General features: G+C 67.4%; 1 protein-coding gene. It reads right to left on the bottom strand.

Going from position 1 to position 1,474, the window contains the following annotated elements:
- Window positions 1–66 precede the first annotated feature (66 nt).
- Window positions 67–1,335, bottom strand: a complete 1,269-nt coding sequence (locus tag ACWGI8_RS44225) for an IS256 family transposase (RefSeq protein WP_453669266.1) — start codon at window positions 1,333–1,335, stop codon at window positions 67–69.
- Window positions 1,336–1,474 lie beyond the last annotated feature (139 nt).

Raw genomic sequence — 1,474 nt, 5'->3', positions numbered from 1 at the left:
GGGTCTATCAGGAATCAGGTGTAGTTCGTCTGTTTGGCCTATTGGTTCTTGGGCGGGCTGATCGGCCTACACTCGTCCGGCCGTAAGGCGGCCGTCGAAGAGCAGGTCGAACTCGTTCAAGGCGGACTTCCAGCGGTTGTTCCAGCGCTGGCGGCCGCGTCCGGTGGGGTCCAGGGCCAGGGTCGTGAGGTAGAGGCGCTTGAGGGCGGCCGTCTCGTTCGGGAAGTGTCCGCAGGCTTGCGCCGCACGCCGGTAACGAGCGTTCAGGCTCTCGATCGCGTTGGTGGTGTAAACCACCTGGCGGATGGCGTCGGGCAGGCCGAGGAAGGGCACGAACTCGCTCCAGGCTCTCTCCCAACTCCCGCTGATCGAGGGGTATTTCTTGCCCCACGTCTGACTGAACTCGTCCAGTCGCTGACGGGCCTGTTCCTCGTTGACTGCGGTGTAGACGGGCTTGAGGTCGCGGGCCACGTCCGCCCAGTCACGGCGCGAGGCATAGCGCAGGCTGTTGCGGATGAGGTGGACGATGCAGGTCTGCACCACGGTCTGCGGCCAGACGGTGTTCACCGCGTCGGGCAGCGCGGACAGGCCGTCGCAGACCAGCATCAGCACATCGCGGACGCCTCTGTTCTTGATCTCGGTCAGGACGGTCTGCCAGTACTTCGCGCCCTCCCCGCCGTCGCCGGCCCACAGGCCGAGGATCTCCCGGTAGCCGTCAGCGGTGACCGCGACGGCCACGTAGATCGGACGGTTCGCCACGTGCCCGTCGCGGATGCGGACGTGGATGGCGTCGATGAAGACGACCGGGTAGACCGCGTCGAGAGGACGCGTGCGCCATTCCGCCATCGACTCCAGGGCCTTGTCGGTGATGGTGGAGACGGTCTCCTTCGTGGTGGTCATCCCGTACACCTCGGCGAGGTGGGCGACGATCTCCCCGGAGGTCAGACCCTTCGCCGTCAGCGACAGCACCATCTCGTCCAACGCGCCGGTCCGGCGGGCGTACTTGGGCAGCAGCCGCGGGCTGAAGGTGCCCAGGCGGTCCCTCGGGACCTGCACCGTCACGGTGCCCACCTCCGTTATGACCTTCTTGGACCGGTAGCCGTTGCGGCTGTTGCCGCCCGAGCGGGATCCCCGCCCGCCGACCCGGCCGGCCTCCGCGGCCAGGTGCAGATCCATCTCCGCTTCCAGGGCCGCCTGCATCAGGTGCTGGGCCAGTTCCGGGAGGATCCCGCCCTCGCCCATCAGCCGCAGCCCTCCCTCACGGACCTTCTCGGCCGCCAGCGCGGCCAGCTCCTCCAGCAGCTCGGCGGACACACCGTTCGCGGATACCGGCATCGACTTCACGTCGGCACCCTGGACACCTGCACCGGCCCCGGCAAGCGACACGCCGCCCCCGGCCTCGATCAGGTGATCAGTCGTCGTATTCATCAGGTGACTCCTTCGGGGAGGAACACACCTGATTCATGACACTCCC

It is taken from the genome of Streptomyces sp. NPDC054841 (assembly GCF_053611045.1).
The sequence above is the reverse complement of the archived record's forward strand: the minus strand, read 5'-3'. Positions and strand labels throughout refer to the sequence as shown.